Source organism: Rhabdaerophilum calidifontis (assembly GCF_008641065.1).
Lineage (GTDB): Bacteria > Pseudomonadota > Alphaproteobacteria > Rhizobiales > Beijerinckiaceae > Rhabdaerophilum > Rhabdaerophilum calidifontis.
The window spans coordinates 69,208-88,785 of record NZ_VTRS01000008.1 but is presented as its reverse complement, the minus strand read 5'-3'; the positions used below and the strand labels follow the sequence as shown (position 1 = coordinate 88,785).

General features: G+C 69.2%; 19 protein-coding genes. 16 read left to right on the top strand and 3 right to left on the bottom strand.

Features of this window, described 5'->3' with window-relative positions; all coding sequences use genetic code 11:
- The first annotated feature begins 16 nt into the window (after positions 1–16).
- From ubiT to FWJ24_RS12640, 8 genes are all read left to right on the top strand, one after another.
- Positions 17–577: a ubiquinone anaerobic biosynthesis accessory factor UbiT gene (gene ubiT / locus FWJ24_RS12675; protein ID WP_150288210.1), complete on the top strand. Its 561-nt coding sequence runs from the start codon at positions 17–19 to the stop codon at positions 575–577.
- Positions 574–1,566: a ubiquinone anaerobic biosynthesis protein UbiU gene (gene ubiU, locus FWJ24_RS12670; RefSeq protein ID WP_150288209.1), complete on the top strand. Its 993-nt coding sequence runs from the start codon at positions 574–576 to the stop codon at positions 1,564–1,566. Before ubiT ends, ubiU begins: the two co-directional genes overlap by 4 nt.
- Before the next feature lie 10 nt (positions 1,567–1,576).
- The gene (gene ubiV, locus FWJ24_RS12665; RefSeq protein ID WP_150288208.1) at positions 1,577–2,464 is read left to right on the top strand and encodes a ubiquinone anaerobic biosynthesis protein UbiV; all 888 of its coding nucleotides are present in this window, start codon (positions 1,577–1,579) and stop codon (positions 2,462–2,464) included.
- A gap of 142 nt (positions 2,465–2,606) precedes the next feature.
- Complete coding sequence (locus FWJ24_RS12660; protein ID WP_166443705.1) at positions 2,607–4,532, top strand: TonB-dependent receptor domain-containing protein; 1,926 nt, start codon at positions 2,607–2,609, stop codon at positions 4,530–4,532.
- A 30-nt stretch (positions 4,533–4,562) separates the two neighbouring features.
- The gene (locus tag FWJ24_RS12655; protein ID WP_166443704.1) at positions 4,563–5,558 is read left to right on the top strand and encodes an ABC transporter substrate-binding protein; all 996 of its coding nucleotides are present in this window, start codon (positions 4,563–4,565) and stop codon (positions 5,556–5,558) included.
- A gap of 6 nt (positions 5,559–5,564) precedes the next feature.
- Complete coding sequence (locus FWJ24_RS12650; RefSeq protein ID WP_150288206.1) at positions 5,565–6,377, top strand: ABC transporter permease; 813 nt, start codon at positions 5,565–5,567, stop codon at positions 6,375–6,377.
- On the top strand, positions 6,374–7,123 hold the full coding sequence (locus FWJ24_RS12645; protein WP_150288205.1) for an ABC transporter ATP-binding protein: 750 nt from the start codon (positions 6,374–6,376) through the stop codon (positions 7,121–7,123). The genes FWJ24_RS12650 and FWJ24_RS12645 overlap by 4 nt, the downstream gene beginning before the upstream one ends.
- Positions 7,120–8,319 (top strand): NnrS family protein, encoded by a 1,200-nt coding sequence (locus FWJ24_RS12640; protein ID WP_150288204.1) that lies wholly within the window; start codon positions 7,120–7,122, stop codon positions 8,317–8,319. The genes FWJ24_RS12645 and FWJ24_RS12640 overlap by 4 nt, the downstream gene beginning before the upstream one ends.
- Positions 8,320–8,328: 9 nt before the next feature.
- Here the strand turns inward: FWJ24_RS12640 and FWJ24_RS12635 are convergent, their stop codons facing one another.
- Positions 8,329–8,781, bottom strand: coding sequence for a globin family protein (locus tag FWJ24_RS12635; protein ID WP_150288203.1), 453 nt, complete (start codon positions 8,779–8,781; stop codon positions 8,329–8,331).
- 170 nt (positions 8,782–8,951) lie between these two features.
- A complete protein-coding gene (locus FWJ24_RS12630; RefSeq protein ID WP_150288202.1) occupies positions 8,952–9,950 on the bottom strand; it encodes an alpha/beta fold hydrolase in 999 nt (332 codons plus the stop codon).
- 329 nt (positions 9,951–10,279) lie between these two features.
- On the opposite strand from FWJ24_RS12630, the gene FWJ24_RS12625 reads away from it, so the two are divergent.
- Complete coding sequence (locus FWJ24_RS12625) at positions 10,280–10,756, top strand: hypothetical protein (RefSeq protein WP_150288201.1); 477 nt, start codon at positions 10,280–10,282, stop codon at positions 10,754–10,756.
- A 9-nt stretch (positions 10,757–10,765) separates the two neighbouring features.
- Here the strand turns inward: FWJ24_RS12625 and FWJ24_RS12620 are convergent, their stop codons facing one another.
- Entirely contained in the window at positions 10,766–11,080 is a 315-nt protein-coding gene (locus FWJ24_RS12620) for an ArsR/SmtB family transcription factor (protein ID WP_150288200.1), read from the bottom strand.
- Positions 11,081–11,156: 76 nt separating this feature from the next.
- Here FWJ24_RS12620 and FWJ24_RS12615 point away from each other — a divergent pair, with 76 nt between their 5' ends.
- The 7 genes from FWJ24_RS12615 (at position 11,157) to FWJ24_RS12585 (ending at position 19,577) form a co-directional block, all read left to right on the top strand.
- Positions 11,157–11,360 (top strand): YgaP family membrane protein, encoded by a 204-nt coding sequence (locus FWJ24_RS12615; RefSeq protein ID WP_150288199.1) that lies wholly within the window; start codon positions 11,157–11,159, stop codon positions 11,358–11,360.
- 20 nt (positions 11,361–11,380) lie between these two features.
- The gene (locus tag FWJ24_RS12610) at positions 11,381–12,367 is read left to right on the top strand and encodes an efflux RND transporter periplasmic adaptor subunit (RefSeq protein ID WP_150288198.1); all 987 of its coding nucleotides are present in this window, start codon (positions 11,381–11,383) and stop codon (positions 12,365–12,367) included.
- Positions 12,364–15,615, top strand: coding sequence for an efflux RND transporter permease subunit (locus tag FWJ24_RS12605; protein WP_150288197.1), 3,252 nt, complete (start codon positions 12,364–12,366; stop codon positions 15,613–15,615). The genes FWJ24_RS12610 and FWJ24_RS12605 overlap by 4 nt, the downstream gene beginning before the upstream one ends.
- Positions 15,616–15,741: 126 nt before the next feature.
- Positions 15,742–17,013 (top strand): FAD-dependent oxidoreductase, encoded by a 1,272-nt coding sequence (locus FWJ24_RS12600; protein WP_484335830.1) that lies wholly within the window; start codon positions 15,742–15,744, stop codon positions 17,011–17,013.
- A 12-nt stretch (positions 17,014–17,025) separates the two neighbouring features.
- Positions 17,026–17,376 (top strand): DUF5368 family protein, encoded by a 351-nt coding sequence (locus FWJ24_RS12595; protein ID WP_150288195.1) that lies wholly within the window; start codon positions 17,026–17,028, stop codon positions 17,374–17,376.
- A gap of 132 nt (positions 17,377–17,508) precedes the next feature.
- Positions 17,509–18,132, top strand: coding sequence for a cob(I)yrinic acid a,c-diamide adenosyltransferase (gene cobO, locus FWJ24_RS12590; RefSeq protein ID WP_150288194.1), 624 nt, complete (start codon positions 17,509–17,511; stop codon positions 18,130–18,132).
- A complete protein-coding gene (locus tag FWJ24_RS12585) occupies positions 18,129–19,577 on the top strand; it encodes a cobyric acid synthase (RefSeq protein ID WP_246155683.1) in 1,449 nt (482 codons plus the stop codon). The genes cobO and FWJ24_RS12585 overlap by 4 nt, the downstream gene beginning before the upstream one ends.
- The last annotated feature ends 1 nt before the right edge of the window (position 19,578 follow it).

Here is a 19,578-nt window from a genome sequence, read left to right as displayed (position 1 = left end):
GCCTAAGGGCTTGCCCATGTCCGAGACCATGCCGATCCCCCGGCTGCCGCCGCTCGCCGCCCTGCTGGCGGGAGGCGTGCCATTCGCACTTGTCGACCACGTGCTCGGGCGCCTCACGGCCGGCACGGCGCGACGGCACGATGCACTCTTCGCCCGGCTCGGCGACAAGGCGCGGGCAATCTTCCTGATCGACCCGACCGACCTGCCCTTCGCCATCATGCTGCGGCCGGACCCATCCGATCTCCGCGTCGAGGCGCTGGATCGCCGGCGTGCCTCCGGCTGGGACGCGCGCATCGCCGGCCCGCTCGCCGCGCTGCTCGGCCTCGTCCACGGCGCCTATGACGGGGATGCGCTGTTCTTCTCGCGCGACCTCGTCGTCGAGGGCGATACCGAAGCGGTGCTCGCATTGCGCAACGCGATCGACGATGCCGAGATCGACCTTGCCGAGGAAGTGCTGGCGCTGGCCGGCCCGCTGCGCCGGCTGGCGGAACCGCCCTTCCGGCGCCTGCTACCGCTGGCCGAGCGGCTGAGCGGCGTCGCGCTGACGCGGATCACGCCGGAAAGGGGCTGGCGATGACCCAGGCGCGACTCGAACTCGTCTGCCCCGCGGGCACCCCGGCCGCGCTGCGGACCGCCATCGATGCCGGGGCAGACACCGTCTATTGCGGCTTCGCGGACGAAACCAATGCCCGCAATTTCCCCGGCCTCAATTTCTCGCGCGCCGAGATGGCCGAGGGCATCGCCTATGCCGATGCGCGCGGCGCGAAGGTTCTCGTCGCGATCAACACCTTTCCGCGCGCCGGCGCCGAGGCCCTGTGGCACGGCGCCGTCGCCGATGCCTATGCCGCCGGCGCGCATGCCGTCATCCTCGCCGATCTCGGGCTGCTCGCCCATACGGCAGAACGGCATCCGGGCCGACGGATCCATCTTTCCGTGCAGGCCGCGGCGGCGAATGCCGACGCGATCAATTTCTACGCCGCCGCCTTCGGGGTGAAGCGCGTGGTGCTGCCGCGCGTGCTGAGCGTGCAGGAGATCGCCGCGATCAACCGCGAGATCTCGGTCGAGACCGAGGTGTTCATCTTCGGCGGGCTCTGCGTGATGGCGGAGGGGCGCTGCGCGCTCTCCTCCTACGCAACCGGCCGCTCGCCCAACATGCACGGCGTCTGCTCGCCCGCGAGCCATGTTGCCTATAGCGAGGAGGGGGCGGATCTCGTCTCGCGGCTCGGCGGGTTCACGATCCATCGCGTGCCCAAGGCGGTCGCGGCGCCCTATCCCACCCTGTGCAAGGGCCATTTCACCGCCGGGGATTATGCCGGCCATGTCTTCGAGGATCCGGTGAGCCTCGACGCGGCGGCGCTGATCCCGCAGCTCGCGAAAGCCGGCGTCCGGGCGCTGAAGATCGAAGGGCGGCAGCGTTCGCGCGCCTATGTCGCCGAGGTGGTGCGGACGTTCCGGCAGGCGGTCGAGGCCGAGGCAGCGGGGCTGGCCATTCCGGCGAGCGACCTGCGGCGCCTGACGGAAGGCCAGCAATCGACCGCCGGCGCCTATCGCAAGACCTGGCGCTGAGGAGCGCGGCATGGAACTCAATGTCGGACCGCTGCTCTTCAACTGGCCGGCGGATGCCTGGTCGGATTTCTACGCCCGGGTCGCCGACGAGGCGCCGGTCGACCGGGTGATCCTCGGCGAATTGGTCTGCTCGAAGCGGCTCCCCTTCTATGCCGACCGCATCCCGCAGGCGATCGAGCGGCTCGAACGCGGCGGCAAGCAGGTGGTTCTCACCTCGCTGGCGCTGGTGACGCTGCCGCGCGAGCGCCGGGCCGCCGCCGCCCTGCTCGCGCCCGACGGCATCGAGGTCGAGATCAACGACCTCACCCTGATGCGCTGGGTCGAGCCCGGCCGGCGGTTCTCGATCGGCCCGCTCGTCAATGTCTATAACGAAAGCACGCTGCGCTATCTCGCCGGGCAGGGCGCGCGCGCGATCTGTCTGCCGCCGGAACTGCCCTTCGCTTCGGTCGAGATCCTCGGCAAGGCCGCGGGCGCGGCCGGGATCGGACTCGAGATCTGGGCCTTCGGCCGCGTGCCGCTCGCGATTTCGGCCCGGTGCTACCATGCGCGGATCCACGGCCTGACGAAGGATTCCTGCCAGTTCGTCTGCGACCGCGACCCCGACGGCCTCGATGTCAAGACGCTCGACGCTCAATCCTTCCTCACCGTGAACGGCGTCCAGACCCTCTCCCATAATTGCACGAACCTCGCCGGCGATCTTCCCCGGCTCGCGGAGGCGGGCGTCACCGCGCTGCGCCTCTCGCCGCATAGCGGGGATTTCGTCGGCGTGACGCGCGTCTTCCGCGCGGCCGCCGAGGGCCGAATCACGGCCCCGGAGGCCGAAGCCCGCCTCTCCTGCCTGATCCCGCCGATGCCGCTCTCACGCGGCTTCCTGTTCGGCGATCGCGGCGCGGCCTGACGCATCTTTCCAAGCAGACCTTGCGCCAGATCAAATCCGCGACTACGGATCTCTATTAAATAGACTATTAAAGTCTATTTTAAAATCACTCTAAAGTGAGGCGGGCATGCGTGTGGGTTGTGGGGCAAGGACCGAGATAAGGGTGGCCGGGGTCGGGATCGGCCTCGCCTTGACGGGAATCCTGCTGGCGGGAACGGCGCTGGCGGCGGATGCGGCACGCAAGCCGGCCGCGCCGGCCGCGACGCCCGCACCGGCGATCCCGACGACCGAGCCGCTCTACAACCCGACCGGGGGCCCCGACCAGCGCAACCCGTTCCGGACCGACATCGCCCAATGCTCGCAATGGTATGGTGGTCCGGCGGGCACGCTGACGCCGGCAGGTGCCCAGCCGCCGGCGGTGCCGATGCCCGGGATCCACGGCATGGTGGCGTCCGGCGGCAGCAGCGCCTGCGGGCGCTGGGAGGCGCTCGGCCAAGCCTCGATCTTCAAGGACGGCGCGTTCCTGCGCGCGATGCATTACCGCGAGAAGGCCAGCAGCTACACCGCACCCGGCGGCGCCAACGTGCCCTATGGGCATGAGCGCTCGGTCTATTCCGGCGGCTTCGGCTTCGCGCGGCCGGACGGCTCCTTCCTCGCGCTCGACGCCACCCGCGCCGAGAAGCACGACATCCGCTATGCCGGCGCGCCGCTCGACACCCGCTATTTCGACGCGACGACCCTGATGCTGCGGAGCCGGCTCGCAGTGGATATGGGGCAGGTCCGGGCGCTGCGCTTCAACGCGAGCTGGACCGATTTCGACCGCGAGAACGACAATTTCTCCTATCGTCCGCTGGTGGGCGCCGCGACGCGCGCACGCTTCCACCGCCAGGTCACGACGCTGGACGCCGCCGCCGATGGGCGGAGTGGGGCGCTGGACTGGAGCCTCGGCTTCGCGTTCCGGCAGGATCATCGCGACGCGACGCGCTACCAGGGCCCGGCGCTTGCGGCACAATCCCCCGTGGTCGCGGACGGCACGGTCTCGATCTACGGCCTTGTCGCCGATGGCAAATACGCGCTCTCGGCCGGAAACCGCGTCATCGTCCAGGCGAAGCTCGATATCGTCTCGGCAACGCTCGACGGCATGGACCGCGCCGGCCTCGTCACGCCCGGTTTCGGCGCGACGCCAACCCCGCGCGCGCTCTTCGCCGCGACCTATGGTTATGGCGGCAGCGGCGCGGAGATCGAACTCAATCTCGGCGCCACCCTGCGCTACGAGCAGGATTTCGATGCCGTGCGGGGCCGCTGGTTCGCGGGGCTGAAGCGGGTGGTGCGCACCGCCGATCCGCGCGAGCGCTATTTCGTCAGCTTCACGCCGCCGAGCGGCGGGGCCCTCAATCCCGGCCCGATCCACCGCACCTGGATCGGCAATCCCGGCCTTGAGCCCGAGCAGCACCACATCGCCGAGCTCGGGTTCGGCTGGTCCGGCGGCGGCTGGGAGATCGCCGGGCGCGCCTATGGCGACCGTGTCACGGATTTCATCCTCTGGGATCGGGCGCGCGGGCAATCCGGCGTCACGCGCGCCGATCTCGTGAACGTGTTCCGCAATGTCGATGCGCTGATCGCCGGCCTTGAGGGCAAGCTGCGCTACCGCCTGGCACATGGCTTCTGGCTCGGGGCGGATGGCTGGCTGACCTATGGCGAGAACCTCACCGACCGCAGCGCCATCGCCCAGATCCCCGCCGCGGAGGCGCATCTGCGCGCTGGCTGGGCGCAGGGTCAGTTCGATATCGAGGCGCGCTGGCGGCTGGTGGCGACGCAGGATCGCGTCGATTCCTTCTTCCGCACCGGCTCCGGCACCGACGGGACAGGCCTCGCCGGCGCCCCGGCGCGGGCGCCGGGCTTCGCGACGCTCGACGCCGCGCTGGGCTGGAAGCCGCTGCCGAACCTCAAGGTGACGCTCGGCGTCGAGAACATTTTCGACCGGCGCTATCGCGAGCATATCGAGCGCACGGATATCGACGATCCCTTCACCTTCAACCCCACCGCGCCCGGGCGCTCCGTCTATGCCCGCGCCGTCGGCCGTTTCTGACCCCGCAATAATTCCGGAAAGGCTCTGCCCATGAATGCGCGGATATCCCGCCCCTCCCGCCGCGACACGCTCGCCGCCCTCACCGCCCTCGCGATGCCGGCCCTCGCCCGCCCCGCGCGGGCGGCGCCGCTGGCCGAACTGGTGCTGCACGGCCCGCCGGCCGGCGCCTCGATCACACTCGCCCATGCCGCCGCCACCGGCGCGCTTGCTGGCATCGCCGACAAGGTAAGCTTCAAGCCGTGGCGCAACCCGGACGAGATGCGGGCCGGGCTCACCTCCGGCACGATGCAGCTCGTGGTGATGCCGACGCTCAGCGCCGCGAACCTGTTCAATCGCGGGCTCGGGGTGCGGCTCGTCAACGTGATGACCAACGGGCTGCTCTATATCGTCGCGGCGGACCCGGCGATCCGCAGCTTTGCGGCTCTGAAGGGCAAGCGGGTCGCGCTGCCCTTCCGCAATGATACGCCGGAATTCGTCTTCAACCGGCTGATGCGTGAGCACGGCTTCGTCGCGGGCCGCGACCTCACGCTCGAGACCACCGGCACGCCGATCGAGGCGGTGCAGCTCCTGCTCGCCGGGCGGATCGATGCGGCGCTGGCGCCGGAACCGGCCGGCACGGCGGCGATGCTGCGCGGCGCGGTCGCGGGCAAGACGATCGAGCGCGTCATCGACATCCAGGCCGAATGGCGCCGCCTCGCGGGGCCAGCCGCCACGCTGCCGCAGGCCGGGCTCGCCGCAAGCCGGGGCTTCCTCGAAAGGCATGCCGACCTGCTGCCCGCCATTCAGGCCGCGCTGACAAAGGCGAATGCCGAAGTGCTGGCGGCACCGGCCAGAGCTGCGGGCAACGCCGCCTCGGCGCTGGACCTGCCCTGGCCGGTGATCGAGAAATCGATCCCCGTCTCGAATCTCGTCACGATTCCCGCCCGCGAGGCGCGGCCGCAGCTCGAAGCAATGTTCGCGCTCAACGCGGAGGCTGACCCGGCGCTGATCGGTGGTAAGATGCCACCGGCGGAATTTTACCTGTAGGGCGCGATGACAGAAGCGATCCTGGACAGGCTCGGCAGGCTGGGCCGGTTTTTCTGGTCCGGCTGGGCGGGGCTTGCCGGGCTCTCGCTTCTGGCCGCGCTGTGGCAGGCCGGGCACGAGGCCTATGGCGATTTCATCCTGCCGGCGCCGGCAGCGACGCTGCGGGCCGCCTGGGATCTGCTCGCCGAGCCGAAGCACTGGGACATCGCGCTGGCGACAATCCGGCGCGCCATGCAGGGTTTCGCCCTCGCCGCCGCGCTCGGCACCGCCACCGGGCTCGCGGCGGGCTATTCACCGGCGACGATGCGCATCGCAAGGCCGCTGCTGACGATCCTGATCGGCGTGCCGCCGATCGCCTGGATCGTGCTGGCGATGATCTGGTTCGGTTCGACGGACGGCACCATCGCCACCACGGTCGTCGTCGCGGCGGCCCCGGTGGTGTTCGTCGGCGCGGCGGAGGGCGCGGCGACGCGGGACCGCAGCCTCGACGACATGGCGCGCGTCTTCGGCGCCTCGGCGCTGTTCCGGCTGCGCTCGATCGGGCTCCGGCATGTCGCCGCGCATCTCTTCCCGGCGCTGGCGCTGGCGCTGGGCTCGGCGATCAAGGTGGCGGTGATGGCGGAACTGCTCGCCAATACCGGCGGCATCGGCGGCGCGCTGGCCTCGGCCCGCGCCAATCTCGACATCGCCGCCGCGCTCGCCTGGGTTCTGCTCGCGGTCGGCGCGCTGATCATGCTCGAATACGGCGTCCTGCACCCGATCCGCGCCGAATTCGAACGCTGGCGCGAGGCCGCGCGGCCATGGGGGGTTAAGCGGTGAACGCACTGACGCTCCGTGCGGTCGGCCATGCCTTCTTCGGCCGCACCGTGCTCGACGGCATCGATCTCGCGGTGGCGACGGGGGAGATCGTGGCGCTGGTCGGCCCCTCGGGCTGCGGGAAATCGACCCTCGTCCATATCGCGGCCGGGCTCGTCGAGCCGTCGCGGGGGCAGGTCGCGCGCGGCTACCGCCAGCACGGCATGGTGTTCCAGGAGCCGCGCCTGCTGCCCTGGGCCAAGGCGCGCGACAACATCGCCTATCCGCTCCGGATCTCCGGGCCGCGGCGGGCGGAACGCCGGCGCCTGGCGGAGGCTGCGGCCGAGCGTGTCGCCTTCGCGGCCGAGGATCTCGACAAATACCCCGCGGAACTCTCGGGCGGGATGCGCCAGCGCGTGGCGATCGCACGCGCGCTGGTCGGGGAGCCCGACTTTCTCTATTTCGACGAGCCCTTCACCGCGCTCGACGTCGCGCTCAAGCGCCGGATGCAGGATCTGGTGATCGAGGCAGCGCGCAAGGCGCGATTCGCGGCGCTGTTCGTGACGCATGACCTTGCGGAAGCGGCGCGGATCGCGCATCGCATCGCGGTGCTCGATGCCGGCGGCCGGGGTATCGCCGGGTTTCGCGCGCTGCCGGGGGCGCCGGGCGAGCGCGATGCCCGCCTGCTCTTCGACCTCGTTCAGCATTTCGAGCACGCGGACGCGCTGTTCCGCCATATCCACGATGTCGATGAGCGGAGGATCGCGTGAAGCCGCCCACCCGCCCGCCGGGACTGGCCGCCGTGCTCGGCGACGAAGGATTGCGGCTGTTCTTCCCGCTCGCGGCGCTGCACGCGGCGCTCTGGCCCTTCCTGTGGGCGGCGCTGCTCGGCTTCGACCTGCCGCTCGCCCGCAGCGTGCCGCCCGCGCTCTGGCATGCGCACGAGATGATCCTCGGCGCGTTCGGCGGCGCGCTGATCGGCTTCCTGACGACCGCGATCCCCGAATGGACGGATACAGCCCGGCCGCGCGGCCGGACGCTGTTCGTGCTCGCCGCCATCTGGGGCCTCGCGCGCCTGATCGGGCTGCCGGGCGCGGATGCGCTCGGCATGGTGGCCGCCCTGGCCGACATTGCCTGGCTCGGCTGGCTGATCGTGTTCGCCATCCGCGTCTCGCTCGCACGGCGCACGGAAAGGCTTCTCGCCTTCATCGGCTGGCTCGCCGCGCTGCTCGCCTGCGAGATCGCGATCCGGGCCGCCTTCCTCACCGGCGATATCGCGATGGCGCAGGACGCGCTGCGGATCGCCGGGCTCGTCTTTCTCGGGCTGCTCGGCCTTGCGCTCGCGCGGATCACGACGCCGATCACCAATCTGGTGCTCGATCCGAGCGAGGAGACGGCGCCGTTCCGGCCGCATCCCGGCCGGCTCAATCTCGCGCCGGGGCTGCTCGCCCTGCTGATCGCCGGGGAGATCGCCGGCCTGTCGCCCGCCGTCACCGGCTATCTCGCGATCGGCGCGGGCGCCGCCTTCCTCGACCGGGTGGCGGAGGGTTTCGTCGGGCGGGCGGGGCTGCGGGCGGAATTGCTGGCACTGGCCGGCGCGAGCCTGCTCGCGGGGCTCGGCCTTCTCGCGCTCGGCGCGAGCCGGCTGGGGGCGCCCTGGCCCGCCGGTGCCGGGCTGCATCTCGCCTTCATGGGCGGGCTGGGGCTCGGGGTTCTGGCGGTCTTCGCGCTGGCGGGGCTGCTGCATACCGGCCAGTCGCTCGGGCTCGACCGGAGCACGCGGCTCGCGCTGCTGCTGCTCGTGCTCTCGGTGCTGCTGCGGGTGGCGCCGGATTTCGGCTTCGCTGTGCCGGGGCCGATGCATCTGCTCGCCGCGCTCACCTGGCCGGCGGCCTTCCTGATCTGGCTGCGCCGCTACTGGCCGCTGCTCTCCGATCCGGCGACGCTCGAGCGCAAGCCGTGCTGAGCCGCGCGATCAGCGGAAGATGGCGCCGGCCTTGATCTCCACCATGGCCCGTTCGAGCCGCAGCGCGCGCTGGCCGGGTTCGGGGGCGGCGAACGCATCCAGCAGCAGATCCTCAATGCGGCCGGCGAGTTCCGTCACCGCGGCTGCCGCATGAAGCGGAAAGCAGGCGAGGCTTGCCTCGAGAAAGATCCGGGCGAAGGCACGGATCTCCGCGGGAGCGACCTGCGGCAGGGATGCGAAGGCGCGCTCGATCCCGTCCTCCGGCGGGCGCTCCTGCAACAGGATGCCGAGCCAGAACGCAATCAGATCCTGCTCGAACGCGAACCAATGATTGCCGATCATCCTGTCGAGCAGCGGGCGCAGCTCCGAATCGCGCCGCAGCCGCAGCGAGAATTCCTCGATCAGTTCGGGGATCGTCTCGTCCTCCAGGAAGATCGACGGATCATGCGGCAGGCACGGCATCGCAACGCCCCGAAGCGGCAAGCAGGCCGCGAACCGACGCGCGGACAGGTCGCGCTCTATACATCTATTTAAAATATTTCTTATTCCGCGACAAGAGCGAAGCGGCAAAAGCGGGGCGGCCTTGGCCGCCCCGCTTGTCTTTCCGGTCATGGGGACCGGGATCCCGTCGCTCAGCGGCGCAGGAAGGCCAGGAGGTCCTGGTTGAGGCGTTCCTTATGCGTCTCGGCAAGGCCATGCGGCGCACCGGCATAGACCTTGAGTTCCGCGTGCGGCACGAGCTTCTTCGCCGCATGGGCCGAGGCATCGATGGGGACGATCTGATCGTCATCGCCATGGACGATCAGGGTCGGCCGGTCGAACTTCTTCAGATCCTCGGTGAAGTCGGTCTCCGAGAACGCCTTGATCGAATCGAAGGTGTTCTTGTGCCCGCCCTGCATGCCCTGGAGCCACCAGGCATCGATCACGCCCTGGCTCGGCTTGGCGCCGGGGCGGTTGTAGCCGAAGAACGGGCCGGAGGCGATGTCCCGGTAGAGCTGGGCGCGGTCGGCGATCGCGGCGGTGCGGATTCCGTCGAACACCTCGATCAGTAGACCGCCGGGATTGGACGCCTTCTTGACCATCACCGGCGGCACTGCCGAGATGAGGCCGAGCTTCTTCACCCGCCCGGTGCCATGCCGGCCGACATAGCGCGCGACCTCGCCGCCACCGGTCGAGAAGCCGAAGGCTGAGATGTCGCGCAGGTCGAGCGCGGCGATCACGTCGGCGAGATCATCGGCGTAATGGTCCATGTCGTTGCCGTCCCAGGGCTGGCTGGAACGGCCATGGCCGCGACGGTCATGGGCGATGACGCGGAAGCCCTGGCTGGCGAGGAAGAAAGCCTGGCTCTCCCAGCTGTCGGACGAGAGCGGCCAGCCATGGCTGAGCGTGACGACCGGCCCGTTCTTCGGGCCCCAATCCTTGAAATAGAGGCTCACCCCGTCGCGGGTGGTGACGATGTTGCCGTTCAGCGCCGGCTTGCCGGCACGGGAGACGGCCGGCGCGGCCGGCTTCGTCCGGGCGGCGGCCTCGCCGCCCGGCAGCAGCACCGGCGAGACGGCGGCGGCACCCGCGAGCGCGGTCAGAACCTGGCGGCGACCCGGAAGGCTGTCGTTTTCGATGCGGTCGGACATGGAAAGATTCCTTTGCTGGGATGACCGATGGAAATCGGGCGATCGCCTCGTCTGTTCATCAGCGATTAGATAGTAAGCGATTTAATAGCGAGACCCAGTCCGCCTGTCAATACGCCGCGATTGTTTATCGTGCGATTTATTTTGGGCGCCTGATTTACGCCCGCCTGCTCCACACCCCACCGTGAGGAACCGGCACCCGCGCCCCTGCACGGAATGTGCGGATCATCGCAGATGGAGACGACGGCGGATTGACAACAGAATCCATGCATGAAAAGATATATTGATTATATTTCTTATTTCCCCCCAAACCGCCAGCGCGGAGGATGACCATGCTGGATGAAAGCCCGTCCGATCTCGCCGCGCCCGCCGCCATTCGCCCCGCGCATGATCGGGTCATTCCGCCCGGCAACGCCCGGGCTCAGGCCTTTCTGGCCCCGGATGCCGCACTGGTGGCGGCGGAGGACCTCGCCTTCACCATGGCCGTGGCGCTGCGCGGCCATGGCCATCTCGGCAATGTGCTGACGCATGTCGGCGGCGATTGGATCCGGATCGAGCGTGCGTTGCTCGGCCTGCTGCGTCCGCAGCTCCCCGATGGCGGATATCTGCTGCTCTCCCCGCTTCAGCAGAACCTGCTCGAGATCTTCTGCGCGGAGCGCGGAACCACCGGCAAGATCGCGCGGCCCTTCCTAGACGCGCTGCTACACCGGCTGCTGGCCCCGGAAGCCGCGCGCCAGGTGCTCGACATGCTGGACGGCCTGCACCTGCTCGCCTGCATCCTCCATCGCCGCCGCCGGCGGCGCGGCTAATCGCCCGGATCAGCCGCAGAAGGCGTCGCGCAGCACCCCGACGACATGCGCCACGACCGGGCTGGCGATGGCATAGATCACGCGCTGGCCCTCGCGCCGCGCCTCGATCAGCCTTTCACCGCGCAGAAGCGCCAGTTGCTGGCTCGCAGCCGCCTCGCGCATGCCGAGCGCCCGCGCGATGTCGCCGGACGAACACGGCGCCTCGAGCAGCAGGCACAGGATGCGCAGACGCGGGCCGTGCCCCATCGCGCGCAGGAGGCGGGCGGCCTCGTCGGAGGCCACCACCAGCGCGTCGGATGCGGCGAAATCCAAGGTCGGCTCCATCTCTGAAATTCATATTTGCATAAGTAAGAAATAACGAATATGTATGTCGTCGTCAAGGCAGCTTCCGGAGTTCCTCATGTCGATCGACAACGCCGTTCTCGTCTTCGCCGGGCTGATGGTGCTGGTCTCCCTCGCCCTCGCGCATTTCGTCTCGCCGTGGTTCCTGGCCCTCACCGCCTTCGTGGGGCTGAACCTGATCCAGGCGGGGTTCACGGGCTTCTGCCCGGTCGCGATCCTGTTCCGCAAGCTCGGCCTCAAGGCCGGCTGCGCCTTCCGCTGATCCCCGCGGCGGATTCCGCAATGCCCCGCGCCAACCGTCCTCCCTTCCGCCTCGGCCTCGCAATACTGCTCGTCGCGGCATCCTCCGCGACGGCCGGCGAATTCGAGATCCAGCCGCTTCGCGTCATCGAAACCAAGGCGGTGGTCGGCCGGGTGGAGACGCGTGATGTCGTCCCCGCCCGGCCGCGCATCGGCGGCACGCTGGTGCGGCTGGAGGTGACGGAGGGCGACGCCGTGCGCGAGGGACAATCCATCGCCACGGTCATCGACGACAAGCTCGCGCTCCAGTTCCGCGCCGCGGAGGCGCGGATCCGGGCGCTGGCTTCGGAGGAGGGCAATGTCCAGGCGGAACTCGATCGCGCCCGGACGCTGCTCGAACGCGGCGCCGGCACCCAGCAGCGCGTCGATCAGGTCCGCACCCAGCTCGCGGTGATCCGCAACCAGATCGCGGCCGCCGAGGCCGAGAAGGCGGTGATCGGCCAGCAATCCGAGGAAGGCGCCGTGCTGGCGCCGATCTCGGGCCGGGTGCTCAAGGTTCCCGTCACCCGCGGAGCCGTGGTCATGCCGGGCGAGCAGATCGCGCTGGTGGCCGGCGGCGGGTTCTTCATGCGCCTTGCGCTGCCGGAACGGCATGCAGGCCAGCTCAAGGCCGGTGCCGCCGTGCCGCTCCATGCCGAGAACGGCGAGACACGCACCGGCCGGCTCGCGAAAATCTACCCGCAGATCGAGAACGGCCGGGTGATCGCGGATGTGGAGATCGCGAGCCTCGGCGATTTCTTCGTCGGCGCCCGGGTGCTCGCGGAGGTGCCGGTCGGCGAGCGCCGGGTGCTGGCCGTGCCGCGGGCCGCGGTCCGGACCGAATCCGGCATCGATTTCCTCACGCTGGCGACGCCCGCCGGGCCACGCGAGGTGACGGTCATTCTCGGCCGGCCGCTGGACCTCGCCGGTGCGTCGGGCGTCGAGATCCTCTCCGGCCTGCGGCCGGGAGACCGCGTGGTGATCCCGTGACGGCGCCCAGACCCGGCCTGGCCGGCGCCCTGGCGCGCGCCTTCATCGCCTCGCCCCTCACGCCGCTGTTCCTCATCGCGGCACTCGCGCTTGGCTTCGTCGCGCTCCTCGCGCTGCCGCGCGAGGAGGAACCGCAGATTTCCGTGCCGATGGTCGATATCCATGTCCGGGCCGACGGGCTTGCGGCCGAGGATGCCGTGAAGCTCGTCACCGAGCCGCTCGAAACCATCGTCAAGTCGATCGCCGCCGTCGAGCACGTCTATTCCCAGACGCGCGACGACGCGGCGGTGGTGACGGCGCGCTTCCGCGTCGGCACCTCGGCCGATGCCGCGATCCTGCGCGTGCATGAAAAGATCCGGGCCAATCTCGACCGGATCCCGGTCGGCATCCCGGAGCCGCTGATCGTCGGGCGCGGCATCGACGACGTGGCGATCCTCGTGCTGACGCTGGCGCCGAAGCCGGAAGCCGCCGGGCGCTGGAGCGCGAACGACCTGACCCGCGTGATGCGCGCGGTGCGGACCGAGATCGCGAAACTGGAGGATGTCGGCCTTACCTATCTTGTCGGAGAGCAGCCCGAGGAGATCCTGATCATCCCCCGGCCGGACAGGCTCGCCAAGGCGGGGCTCACGCTCCAGGCGCTTGCCGCCCGGATCGAGGGCGCGAACCGGGCCTTCCCCGCCGGAACCATCCGGGAGCGCGGGCAGCAGATCGCGCTCATCGCGGGCCAGACGCTCGCGACCACCGAGGAGATCGGCAACCTCCTCGTCACGACGCGCAACGGGCGGGCTGTCTATCTGCGCGATGTGGCGGAGATCAGGCTCGCCACCGACACGCGCGAGCACCGCGTCTTCCATCTCGCGCGCGACGGGGACGGCGCGTTCCGGCGCCTGCCTGCGGTCTCGCTCGCCATCGCCAAGCGCGCCGGCGCCAATGCCGTGACGATCGCGGAGCGGGTGAAGGAAACGGCGCGCCGGCTTGAGGGCGGCGTCATCCCCGCCGATCTCGATCTGCACGTGACCCGCGATTACGGCGAAACCGCCAGCGAGAAGACCAACGAACTCCTGTTCCATCTCGGGCTCGCCACGGTCTCGATCGTGGTGCTGGTCTGGTTCGCGATCGGCCGGCGCGAGGCTTTCGTGGTGGCGATCGTCATTCCGGTCACCATCCTGCTGACGCTGTTCTCGGCCCATCTCATGGGCTACACGCTCAACCGTGTCAGCCTGTTCGCGCTGATCTTCTCGATCGGCATCCTGGTCGATGATGCAATCGTCGTCATCGAGAACATCGCGCGCCACTGGGGCCTCCATGACGATCGCAGCCGGACCGAAGCCGCGATCGACGCCGTGGCCGAAGTCGGCAACCCGACGATCGTCGCGACGCTGACGGTGGTGGCGGCGCTGCTGCCGATGCTGTTCGTCTCCGGGATGATGGGGCCTTACATGAGCCCGATTCCGGCGAACGCCTCCGCCGCGATGATCTTCTCCTTCTTCGTCGCGGTGATGGTCACGCCCTGGCTGATGGTGCGGGCGGGCGCCGCCGGGCCCGGCCATGCGCCCGATGGCGGGCAAGGCGGGCGGCTCGGCGCACTCTATGTCCGCATCGCGGCGCCGGTTCTGGCCTCGAGACGGCGGGCCTGGCTGTTCCTGCTGCTGGTGGCGGCCGCGACCCTGGGCTCGCTCGGCCTGTTCTACACCCGCCACGTCACCGTCAAGCTCCTGCCGTTCGACGACAAGCCGGAACTCGCGGTGATGCTCGATCTGCCGCGCGGAACCGCCGTCGAGGAGACCGACCGCGCGCTGCGGGAGATCGCCGAGGCGCTGCGGCCGGTCGCCGAGGTTGAGCATGTGCAAAGCCATGCCGGAACCGCTGCCCCATTCAATTTCAACGGCCTTGTCCGCCATTCCTATCTGCGCGCCGAGCCGCATCTCGGCGATCTCCAGGTCAATCTGCGGCCGAAGGGCGCGCGGCACCGGACGAGCCATGCCATCGCGCTCGACCTGCGCACCCGCATCGGGCAGGCGCGGCTGCCGGAGGGGGCACGGGTCAAGATCGTCGAACCACCGCCGGGGCCGCCGGTGCTCGCAACCCTCCTTGCGGAGATCTACGGTCCCGATGCCGAAACCCGCCGCAGGGTGGCGGAGAAACTGCGCCAGACCCTCGCGGAGATCCCCTTCATCGTCGATATCGACGACAGTTTCGGCACCCGCGCCGACAGGCTGCGGCTCGCGATCGCCGATGACCAGCTCGATTTCTTCAAGGTCGAGCAGCGCGATGTGTTCGAGACGATCCGGCTGTTTCATGGCGGCACGATCGTCGGTTATTCGCATCGCGGCGGCGGGCGGACGCCGATCCCCATCCGGCTCGGGCTCGACAAATCCGGCGGCGTGATCGACGAGCGCGCGCTCTCGATCCCCGTTCCCGCCAACCTGCTGCCGGGGGACCGCTCGACGGTGGAGCTCGGCGACGTCACGCGGATCCGCCGCGAGACGTCGTCCTTCCCGGTGTTCCGCCGCAACGGGCGCCCGGCGGAGATGGTGACGGCGGAACTCGCCGGGGCTTTCGAGGCGCCGCTCTACGGCATGCTGGCGGTGCAGCGCGCGATCGAACAAGCCGATTGGCAGGGCCTGCCGAAGCCGGTGATCCGCCTCAACGGCCAGCCCGAGGATGTCTCGCGGCCGGTCCTGCTCTGGGATGGGGAATGGGAGGTGACCTGGGTAACCTTCCGCGACATGGGCGCGGCCTTCGCGGTGGCGCTTCTCGGAATCTACATCCTGGTCGTCGCGCAGTTCGGCTCCTTCAAGCTGCCGCTCGTCATCCTGACGCCGATCCCGCTGACCTTCATCGGCATCCTCCTCGGACACTGGGCATTCGCCGCCCCGTTCTCCGCAACATCGATGATCGGCTTCATCGCGCTGGCGGGAATCATCGTGCGCAATTCGATCCTGCTTGTCGATTTCATCCGCCATGCGCGACGGAGCGACACGCCGCTCCGCGCGACCCTGCTCGAGGCCGGCGCCATTCGCTTCAAGCCGATCCTGCTCACGGCGCTCGCGGCGATGATCGGCGCGGTGACGATCCTGACCGATCCGATCTTCCAGGGGCTCGCGATCTCGCTCCTGTTCGGCCTCGCCTCCTCGACGCTGCTCACCGTGCTCGTGATCCCCGCGATCTATATCGTCCTGCGCGGAGAGAAGCAGAACACGCGCCAACGAAATGAAACCATCCTGCCTCGAAGCGAATTGTCTTAATTATAACAGTACATTGCACAAAAAATGGGCCAAGGTAGAGAATATAACAGGCATTCTGCGCATCGCATGGAGGAAACAATGGGCCTATATCTCAATCCTGAACCATCGCGCCGAAATATCCTTGGATTGCTTGCGGCGGCAGGGGCCGGAATCACCGCCCGGCCTGCGCATGCAGCGCCGAAGGTCGCGAGCCGGGCACGGATCGTCATTGCCGGCGCGGGCGCCGCGGGGCTGGCCGCGGCCTCCCGGCTCGCCGCCCGGCTCGATGGCGCCAGCATCACGCTGATCGACGCGCGCAAGGCGCATTTCTACCAGCCGGGCTTCACGCTGATCGCCGCCGGGCTCAAGCCGAAAGCCTATGCGATCTCGGCAACGCGCGATTATCTGCCGGCCGGGGTCATGCTGATCGAGGACAGCGTTGCGGTCTTCGAACCCCAGGCGAACCGGGTCCGGACCGTCGCCGGCACGGTGATCGATTACGATTTCCTGATCGTCGCGACCGGGCTCCAGCTCGATTACGGCGCAATCGCCGGCATGGAGACCGGGCTGATCGGTCGCGAGGGAATCGGCTCGGTCTATGCCGGGCCGGACGCGGCGGAAGCGACCTGGCGCGAGATGGCGCGCTTCACCGAGAAAGGCGGGATTGGGCTGTTCCATCGCCCCGAGACCGAGATGAAATGCGCCGGTGCGCCGCTGAAATACACTTTCCTGACCGATGACAGGCTGCGCCGCGCCGGCACGCGTTCCAAGTCCAAGCTGATCTACGCCGCGCAGAACCGGGCGCTGTTCTCGGTTCCGATCGTTTCGGAGAAGGTGAGGATGCTGTTCGAGGAGCGCGACGTGGCGATGGTTTACGACCATGTCATGACCGCGATCGATCCGGGGCGGCGCATCGCCACCTTCCGGACGCCGAACGGCCCGGCGGAGATCGGCTACGATTTCATCAATGTCATCCCGCCGATGCGGGCGCCGGAGGCCGTGCGCCGCAGCGGGCTCGGCTGGCAGAGCGGCCCCTTCGCCGCCGATGGCTGGCTCGAGGTCGATCCGGCAACGCTGCGCCACCGGCGCTTCCCCAACGTGTTCGGCATCGGCGATGTCGCGGGCGTGCCGAAGGGGAAGACCGCGGCAAGCGTGAAATGGCAGGTGCCTGTCGCGGTCGATCATCTTATCGGCACGATCGAGGGACGCATCTCCACTGAAACTTATGCCGGCTACACATCCTGTCCGCTCATCACCCGGATCGGCCGCGCGATGCTGGTCGAGTTCGACTACAACAACAACCTCGTGCCGTCCTTCCCCGGCGTGATCGCGCCGCTGGAGGAACTCTGGATCTCCTGGGTGATGAAGGAGATCGCCCTGAAGCCGACCTATATCGCCATGCTGCGCGGACAGGCCTGAGAGGAGGCGGAGATGAAGCAACTGGACCCGATGGTTTTCATCGCCGTTTTCCAGGAGATGCTGGGCGGGCTGTTCTGGCCGCTCGTCGTCTTCATCGTGCTCGGCGCGCTGGCCTTCATCGCCGTCATCATCCGCGATCGAGGCATCAACAGCCATTGGCTGGTCCGCGCCGAGTTCGTCGCGCTGCTGGGCGGTTTCGTCGGCGTTGGGCTGATGCTCTGGGCCACCGCGTCGAGCCCCGGCGACCTGCTCGGCGGCCCGATCGACTGGCTGCTCGCGGCCGCGATCTGGATCGCAGGGGCTGCCGGCGCCGCGATCGTGAGCTATGTCGGGCTGAGCCTCGCCCATCATGCGCGGCGCTGAGGCGGGGCCGGTCCTGGGGCCCCTCGCCTTCATGGCCCGGCTGACCTAGGATCCCGGGGCCCGGCGACTCGGCCGGGCGCCCCCGCAGCGCACCGCATGCGCCGGGGCCACGCTCCCCGGGAAGGATCCGCCATGAGCCCGTCGACACCCAGCGCCGAGAATATCCGCCATGCCGAGAAAATGGCGAAGATCAAGGCGGCGCGGGACAGGATCATGGCCGGCAAGACCGATTCCAAGGGGCTGATCATCGTCCATACCGGCGCCGGCAAGGGCAAGTCCTCGGCCGGGTTCGGGATGATCATGCGCTGCATCGCCCATGAGATGCCCTGCGCCGTGGTGCAGTTCATCAAGGGCGGCTGGGAGACCGGCGAGCGCCGGCTGATCGAGCGCCATTTCGCGCATCTCTGCCGGTTCCATGCCATGGGCGAGGGCTTCACCTGGGAGACGCAGGACCGCGCGCGCGACATCGCCGCCGCCCGCAGCGGCTGGGAGGTGGCCAAGGCGCTGATCCGCGACCCCGCAATCCAGCTGGTGATGCTCGACGAGATCAACATCGCATTGCGCTACGATTATCTCGACATCGCCGAGGTGACGGCCTTCCTCCAGGCCGAGAAGCCGCCGCTGACGCATGTGGTGCTGACCGGGCGCAACGCAAAGCCGGAGCTCATCGAGATCGCCGATCTCGTCACCGAGATGAGCCTGGTGAAGCACCCGTTCCGTGCCGGGATCAAGGCGCAGAAGGGCGTCGAATTCTGATGCGAGCCCTGATGGTGCAGGGCACCGGCTCGAATATCGGCAAATCGCTGCTGGTGACGGGCCTGTGCCGCGCGGCGCGTGCCCGCGGGCTCATCGTCCGTCCGTTCAAGCCGCAGAACATGTCGAACAACGCCGCCGTCACGGCCGATGGCGGCGAGATCGGCCGCGCCCAGGCGTTGCAGGCGCTTGCCTGCGGGGTCGAGCCGCATTCCGACATGAATCCGGTGCTGCTCAAGCCAGAGACCGATACCGGCGCGCAGGTCATCCTCCAGGGCCGCCGCCACGCGACGCTCAAGGCACGCGATTACGCGGCGTTGAAACCCGCGCTGCTGGCGCCGGTGCTGGAGAGCTTCTCCCGGCTGCGGCAGGGCGCCGATCTTGTCCTTGTCGAGGGCGCGGGTAGCCCGGCCGAGATCAATCTGCGCGCCCATGACATCGCCAATATGGGCTTCGCGCGCGCGGCCGGCGTGCCGGTGGTGCTGGCGGGCGACATCGATCGCGGCGGAATCATCGCGCAGATCGTCGGCACCGCCGCCGTGCTGGCGCCGGAGGATGCCGCCCTGATCCGGGGCTTCCTCGTCAACAAGTTCCGCGGCGACCCGGCGCTGTTCGCGGATGGCTACCGGATGATCGCCGACCGCACCGGCTGGCGCGGCTTCGGCGTGCTGCCCTTCTTCCCGGACGCCGCGCGCCTGCCGGCCGAGGATGCGCTCGACCTGCCGCCCCCACGCGGTGCGGGCGGGCTGCATGTCGCCGCCCTCGCCTTCCCCCGCATCGCCAATTTCGACGATCTCGATCCGCTCGTGCAGGCGCCGGGCGTGCGCCTGACCCTGGTGCGGCCGGGCATGGCGATCCCCGGCGATTGCGCGCTGGTGATCCTGCCCGGCAGCAAGTCGACCCGGAGCGATCTTGCCTTCCTCCGCGCGGAGGGCTGGGACATCGACCTGCGCGCCCATGTCCGGCGCGGCGGGCGGGTGCTAGGCCTGTGCGGCGGCTACCAGATGCTCGGCAGGGCGATCCACGATCCGGAGGGGCTCGACGGTCCGCCCGGGGCGAGCGAAGGGCTCGGTCTGCTCGATGTCGAGACCGTGATGACGCCGGAAAAGCGGCTGACGCGCGTCTCGGCCAGCCATGCCGCGACCGGGGCGGCGCTCTCGGGCTACGAGATCCATCTCGGCCGCACCGAGGGGGCGGATTGCCGACGCCCCTTCGCCCTTGTCGCCGGCGCGGCGGAAGGCGCCGTCTCTGCGGAGGGGCGCGTCTGCGGCACCTATCTCCACGGCATCTTCGCCGCGGATGCGTTCCGGACCGCCTTCCTCGACGGGCTCGGCCATGCCGGCGGGCGCTATGATTATCCGGAGACGATCACCCGCGTGCTCGACGCGCTCGCCGCGCATTGCGAGCGGCATCTCGATCTCGACGGATTGTTCGCGCTGGCGGCGTGAC